This window comes from Halalkalibaculum sp. DA384, assembly GCF_043951955.1.
Lineage (GTDB): Bacteria > Bacteroidota > Rhodothermia > Balneolales > Balneolaceae > JAMQKA01.
On sequence record NZ_JBINJE010000008.1, the window covers coordinates 131,295 to 138,206 of the forward strand.

Here is a 6,912-nt window from a genome sequence, read left to right on the forward strand (position 1 = left end):
AACCAATAAGCAAATGGGATGGACGTACTGGGTATCGACATAGGCAGTTACGGCATCAAGGGGTGTATCGTCGATACCGAGAAAGGCGAGCTGATATCCGACCGTTACAGTACCCCTCCGCTGGATGAAACGGCGCCCCATAAAATACTTGCACGCCTTCATGATGTGGTAAATAAACATTTTAAATGGAAGGGACCGGTTGGATGCGCTTTCCCGGCTGCGGTCAATCGGGGAGTCGTACTATCGGCAAAACGTATCGACGACTCATGGACCGATGCCGATGCCACTCAACTCTTTTCCGAGATTACCGATAATCCGGTCTCTGTGATCAACGATACCGATGCCACCGGAATCGCCGAAATGCGTTTTGGTTCGGGGAAAAATCACCATGACGGCACTGTTATTGTATTAACCGTGGGGACAGGCATCGGGTCGTCCCTTTTCCGGGATGGACTGCTGGTGCCCAATACGGAACTGGGCCTTATTGAGATAGGGGGCGCCACTATTGAAAAACATGCCTCAAACAGAACCCGCAAAGAGGAGGGTATCCGAAAAAAGACATGGGGCAAACGGCTGCAGGAGGTTTTGGAAGTCCTTGAGACCATTTTTCACCCCGATCTTTTTATTCTAGGCGGACAGCTGAGTCGCAAGGCTGACAAAACCTTCCCCTATATCAAAATAAATACCGCATTCAAAGCGGCGGGTTTTATGAATGATGCCAGTATCGTGGGGGCTGCTATCGTGGCATCCGGCGAAGAGGCCCACCTTCAGTATCAATAAGGTTCCGACTCCCCCCTTCGAATCTCACTTCCCGCTTTTTAATCATAACTGCCACAAGGGGGAAGGACCCATGTTCTCCATTCCGGCACTCCCTTCGAAATTCATCATCCCTAAATATACATTCATAATTCTCCTTCTGCCCCGACAAAAGAAGCGAAGGCGTAGTTTCGTTATTTGATTATACCAGTAACGAACTCCTAAAACTGGTACCTGATCTCTGCTGGCCGTCACGGGGAAAAGGGTCTGCAAAAGTTGATTTTCAGAAACATACAGGAGGTAAAAACGAACTGGCTGGAAGGCGATAAAAAAGCATTAGAAAATTTTATAAAATGAATTAAATCAATTATTTATACATAAATTGTTATGCGATGATTACGCACGGAGAGACTTCCCTTTTATAGTAAAAGAGAGACATACAGGGAGCCAAAATTTAATCCTCCTCGCTTTCTAATAAAAGGCTTAAATCAAGAACGCCAAGTAACTAAAATTGTGGCAGAGAGGTAGGTATATAGAATGATTAAAATTATTGTCAGTGCTGAGGATATACTGATTAACGAGAAGATACGAAAACTAATGATGGAGGGACCGCTGCAGACAAATGTATTGGGAGGGGTGCGAACCACTTCTGAGTTGATGGGGATGCTGGAGCAGGAGCTGCCCAATATTATTATCCAGCACGTGGGGGCCGGTGGCATGCCCAAACTGGACGCCCTGTACCAGGTTACCTACTCCTTCCTGGGACTTCCCATCCTTGCGGTGGGATCCGGTTTTGACGACGATATGGTTGCTGAGATTATCAAGGCCGGGGCCATGGGGTACCTCGAGGTCAGTAATCTCGATACCGTGCTGGCGGCCGCCGTTGATATGCTGGTAAGTCAAAAGGAGAACTTTATAAGCAAGGAGGTGGCCAAAAAGCTCTCGGATGATATTCACATGATCAACCTGAATGTTCGAAAACAGCGGCTATCCGATAAGGAATTAAAGGTGATGAAAATGATAGCAGAGGGCTTTGACATGCAGGAAATTGCCGATGAACTTTCGGTAAGCGTGCGAACCATATATACCTACCGGTCGCGAGTGATGGAGAAGATGGGCCTTAAATCAAATATTGCGATCAGGCACTACGTGCTCGACCAGCACCTGATCGAAAACGACGGGTAGTTTTCCAAGAGAAAGCCGGTGTAACATTGAGCCTCAAATATCGCGTATACTGCGTGTTTGAGTTGTCAATGTGAACGAAAACTATCTTTCAACCATGAGTCAGGAAAAATCCACTGATGGAGAAGAGAGTAGCGCGGGCCTTCTGAACACAAAGCTCGTCATGACCTCAAGTGCCCTGTTCCTGGGAGTACTGGGAGTGCCGACCTCCTTTTTTGCCCCGGAAATTCTGGAATACTACGGGACCCCGCCCGAAGGGGTAGAGGTTTTATTCGTAAAAGCAGCGGGTGCGATGTACCTCGGATTTGCCATACTCAACTGGATGGCACGGGGTAATATAATCGGGGGTATCTACAGCCGCCCGGTGGCACTGGGTAATTTTTTTCATTTTGCAGTTGTTGCTGTCATGCTGCTTAAACGGCTGATCGTGGAAAGTCATTCCGCAATAATAGTAATTGCAGCCGTGGCATATACGGTGTTTGCCTGTTGTTTTGGATATATTATCTCCACGGGCGGGCAGTCCTGCGGGTAAGATTCCGGGTCTGTTCGGACTGAAACCAGAATTCCATGTTTTTCACAGTGTCAGCCTGTCTTTTACACTACCAAGCTGATTCAGACAAACCAGGATCCCGGGCCAGCTCTTGCAAACTGTATATTTCCGGCAGTATATATTGTAAAATAACATGCTCCAGACTGCTCCGGCTCCCCTGCATGATTTATTTGGATGATCTCAATCGAGCGTTCGCTGTTTTGTTTTGAAGTACAAACAGGCTCGGTCATCCAGTATTATATACGTTAAAATGTGTAAATCATGATGTGCGGGGGCAGGTCAGAATTTGTGTTTTCTCTCGTTGCAGGTTATATATGTTCTTTTTACACTTAATAATCGCTGGGATTGATAAGGGATATGGGATTCTGCTTCATCCAGCCTCGGTACGTAATTTTCAAACGATAAATAAGGCTATTAATATGCGTGTATTAAAAGAATGCTTGTTGCTCACTGTGATTGGACTGGTCTTTGCCGGTTGCGAATCTTCTGAACAGGAAATCGATGTTGTTGTCGATGACGGGCCGGGTCCCATCCAGGTGCTGTTTTTAGGTCACGACAGCGAGCACCACAACTCGGAGGCCTATATGCCGATTCTTGCTTCGGCGCTGGCCGACGACGGTATCCACTTTAGCTATACTGAAGATCCGGCAGACCTGAACGGGCCAAACTTGGCCAAGTATGACGCCCTGATGTTATATGCCAACCACGACTCAATCACCACCTCACAGGAGCAGGCGCTGTTGGACTTTGTGGAAAGCGGCCGGGGATTTTTGCCCATCCATTCGGCCAGTTTCTGTTTCCGAAACTCCGAGGCGTTCATAGAGCTGGTCGGCGCGCAGTTTTTGGAGCACGAGACCGGCACGTTTACCGCCGATATTGTAAACCGGGATCATCCGGTCACCGACAGTCTCTCCGAGTTTGAGACCTGGGATGAAACCTACGTCCACCACATGCATAACGAGGACCGCACGGTGCTGATGCAGCGGGAGGAGGAACCGTGGACCTGGACCCGCACACACGGGGAGGGCAAGGTTTTTTATACCGCCTACGGGCACGATGAGCGCACATGGTCAAAAGCCGGGTTTCAGGAATTGCTGAAAGAGGGCATTATCTGGTCGGTCAGCGACCAGGTGCGGGAAGACTGGGAGGCGTTTGCCGCAACGATCCCGGAGTTGATTTATGAGGAACGGGAGGAGATCCCGAACTATCGCCAGCAGGATCCACCGCCCCAGTACCAACTGCCGCTGAGTCCGGAGGAATCACAAAAATTAACACAGGTTCCGGTCGGTTATGAGCTGGAGCTGTTTGCCGCGGAACCGGATGTCATCAATCCCATCGACATGACGTGGGACGCCCAGGGCCGCCTGTGGGTGATCGAGACGGTCGATTACCCCAATACGGTGCGCGAGGAGGATGGAGTCGGAGATGACCGTATTAAAATTCTCGAAGATACCGACGGCGACGGTCGGGCCGACAAAACCACCATTTTTGCAGAGAACCTGAATATTCCCACCAGCCTTACGCTGGTCAACGGCGGGGTGCTGGTCTCACAGGCACCGGATTTCCTGTTTTTAAAGGACACCGACGGGGATGACAAAGCCGACACGCGGGAGAAGGTTATCAGCGGCTGGGGTACGTTCGACACGCACGCGGGGCCCTCTCACCTGCAGTACGGGTATGATAACCAGATCTGGGGCACGGTCGGGTATTCCGGCTTTAAAGGGACCATCGGCGGAGAGGAATATGAATTCCGCCAGGGATTTTACCGGTTTAATACTGACTTTGAAAACCTGGATTTCGAATTTTTGACAGCCACCTCCAACAATACATGGGGACTGGGATTCAACGAAACTTTTGAGGTGTTTGGCTCTACAGCAAACAACGAGCATGTGGTGTACATGGGCATTCCACAGCGCTATTACCAGGAATATGAATGGCCGGAAGGCACCGAGCGACAGCAGTGGAGCGCGGGCCGCAAGAAGATTGACGGCCACTACGCCATGCACCCGATCACGCGCGATTACCGCCAGGTGGATGTGCACGGTGGATTTACGGCCGCTTCGGGATTTAAGTTTTATACGGCAAGAGAGTTTCCGGAGGAATACTGGAACCGGGTGGCGTTTGTCAGCGAACCGACCGGGAACCTGCTGCATCGCGCCGTGATTGAGGAAGATGGGGCTGGTTACACCGAAAAAGATGGGTGGAATATCCTGGCCAGCCGTGATGAGTGGGTCTCCCCCGTCCAGGCGAAAGTGGGTCCCGACGGGGCGCTCTGGATTCTTGACTGGTATAACTTCATGATCCAGCATAATCCCACTCCCACCGAAGAGAGCGCCGGCTGGGATGCTGAAAACGGCGCGGGAAATGCACACATAAATCCGCTTAGGGATCGAACCCACGGGCGCATTTACCGCCTTACCTACAACGGGGCCGAGCACACCAATACCATGAGCCTCAGCAAAGAAGACCCGGGCGCGCTGGTTGAGGCTCTCGGACACGACAATATGTTCTGGCGGCTCACCGCACAGCGGCTGCTGGTGGAGCGCGGGGAGACTGATGTGCTGGATGAGCTGTACGGGCAGATTCGAAATACTGAAGTAGATGCCCTTGGCCTGAATACCGCTGCTCAACACGCCTTGTGGACCATGCACGGGCTTGGAGCCCTCGACGGGCAAAATGAGGAGGCCCTCCAGGTGGCGATAGAAGCCCTGGAGCATCCTGCGGCGGGCGTGCGAAAGGCGGCGATAGAAGCCCTGCCGCGAATCGAAAAGGCGAATGCAGCCATTCTTGGATCCGGGGTGCTGCAGGATCAGGACGCTCATACACAGCGAACGGCCATCCTGTCCACCATTGAGATGCCCGAGAGCAGCGAGATCGGGAAAGCGCTTTACAGCCTGAGTCAAAACCAGCAGGTGGTGGAAGATGAATGGCTGGCGGAAGCACTGAAGCTGGCAGCCAGCAAGCATGAGGAAGGCTACAGGGCGGCAAGCGGGGCGGAAGCGTCAGGAAGTAGCGATACTTCGGGCGAATCCGCGGCGGCCTCGGGAGATGTGAAAACAATCCGGATCAGCGCCGTGGTCAACGAGCTAAAATATGATATCGAAGAGTTTTCGGTTGAAGCCGGCCAGCAGGTGGAAATCGTGTTTGAAAATACCGATTTCATGCAGCATAACCTCTTGATTGTGGAACCTGGAGCCCTGCAAAAGGTTGGGGAGGCGGCCGATGACCTGGCAGCGGATCCCGAAGGCAGCGACCTGCAGTATGTGCCCGATATGCCGGAAGTGCTCCACGCCACCAACCTGGTGAATCCCAACCAGACGATAACACTTTCGTTTACCGCTCCGGAAGATCCGGGCGATTACCCGTACGTATGTACGTTCCCGGGGCACTGGCGTACCATGCAGGGTGTGATGAATGTAATTGCAAACTAAGCATGTAATTTGAATCTTAAAATAGTACAGTATCGTGGATGTATCATTTGGTGTAAGTACCTGGGTGTGGCTCTCTCCATTTAAAACGGAATCTGTAGCCCTGTTTCCCAAAATTAAAGAGATGGGATTCGATGTGGTTGAGATACCGGTTGAAGATCCCACGATAATTGACGGGAAGCGAGTCAAAGAGGCACTTGAGAAATACGATTTAAAACCTGTGGTTTGTGGAGCCTTTGGCCCGAGCCGGGATTTGACAAGTAAGGATCCGACTGATCACCAAACCTGTTTTGATTACCTGGACGCGTTGATGGACTTGTGTGAAATCTGGGAAACCGATTTTGTAGCGGGTCCGATGTATTCGGCGGTGGGAAAAACGCGAATGCTTTCGCCCGAAGACCGGAAGGCCGAGTGGGAACTGGCCGTACAAAACCTGCGGAAGGTGGCCCAAAAAGCGGGCGAGCGGGGACTGGAGCTTGCAATTGAACCACTCAACCGCTTCGAATCGGATCTGGTAAATACGACGGAAGATGTACTGCGTATGACAGAGGATATCGGCCATCCCGCCGCCAAAATTATGGTGGATGGTTTCCACATGAGTATCGAGGAGCGGAGTCTTGAAGAAGCAATCAAGATAGCGGGCGACAAGCTGATTCATGTGCAGGTTTCGGAGAATTACCGGGGCACGCCGGGCACGGGACAGACCGACTGGGAGAGTTTCCGGCGCGGACTGGAAGCGATCAATTACCAGGGATATGTGAATATCGAAAGTTTTACCTCCGACAACCAGGAGCTGGCCGATGCGGTCTGTATCTGGAAGCCGTTTGCCGACGACCAGGATCAGCTGGCCCGGGAAGGACTTACTTTCTTAGAAAAAACCTTTAAATAAAAACAGATATTTTATTATGCCAGACAACCAAGTAAACATAGCGATTATCGGGCTGGGTTTCGGCGCGGAGTTCATCCCGATCTACCAGAAGCACCCGCAGGCGAACA

The 6,912-nt window shown here is 51.3% G+C and carries 5 protein-coding genes; all 5 read left to right on the forward strand.

The annotated features are described in order from the left end of the window. Positions 1 to 18: 18 nt before the first annotated feature. The 5 genes from ppgK (at position 19) to ACG2E4_RS07050 (ending at position 6,805) form a co-directional block, all read left to right on the forward strand. Positions 19 to 780, forward strand: a complete 762-nt coding sequence (gene ppgK, locus ACG2E4_RS07030) for a polyphosphate--glucose phosphotransferase (protein ID WP_395262152.1) — start codon at positions 19 to 21, stop codon at positions 778 to 780. A gap of 513 nt (positions 781 to 1,293) precedes the next feature. Beyond that, a complete protein-coding gene (locus tag ACG2E4_RS07035; RefSeq protein WP_395262151.1) occupies positions 1,294 to 1,941 on the forward strand; it encodes a LuxR C-terminal-related transcriptional regulator in 648 nt (215 codons plus the stop codon). A gap of 94 nt (positions 1,942 to 2,035) precedes the next feature. Then, positions 2,036 to 2,470, forward strand: coding sequence for a hypothetical protein (locus tag ACG2E4_RS07040; protein WP_395276112.1), 435 nt, complete (start codon positions 2,036 to 2,038; stop codon positions 2,468 to 2,470). A gap of 437 nt (positions 2,471 to 2,907) precedes the next feature. Beyond that, positions 2,908 to 5,919, forward strand: a complete 3,012-nt coding sequence (locus ACG2E4_RS07045) for a PVC-type heme-binding CxxCH protein (RefSeq protein WP_395276113.1) — start codon at positions 2,908 to 2,910, stop codon at positions 5,917 to 5,919. A 34-nt stretch (positions 5,920 to 5,953) separates the two neighbouring features. Continuing rightward, complete coding sequence (locus ACG2E4_RS07050) at positions 5,954 to 6,805, forward strand: sugar phosphate isomerase/epimerase family protein (protein ID WP_395276114.1); 852 nt, start codon at positions 5,954 to 5,956, stop codon at positions 6,803 to 6,805. Positions 6,806 to 6,912 lie beyond the last annotated feature (107 nt).

Excerpts from the sequence above, each read along its gene's own strand:
- ACG2E4_RS07040 (WP_395276112.1), top strand. The coding sequence starts at position 2,036 with ATGAGTCAGGAAAAATCCACTGATGGAGAAGAGAGTAGCGCGGGCCTT.
- ACG2E4_RS07045 (WP_395276113.1), top strand. The coding sequence starts at position 2,908 with ATGCGTGTATTAAAAGAATGCTTGTTGCTCACTGTGATTGGACTGGTC.
- ACG2E4_RS07035 (WP_395262151.1), top strand. The coding sequence starts at position 1,294 with ATGATTAAAATTATTGTCAGTGCTGAGGATATACTGATTAACGAGAAG.
- ppgK (WP_395262152.1), top strand. The coding sequence starts at position 19 with ATGGACGTACTGGGTATCGACATAGGCAGTTACGGCATCAAGGGGTGT.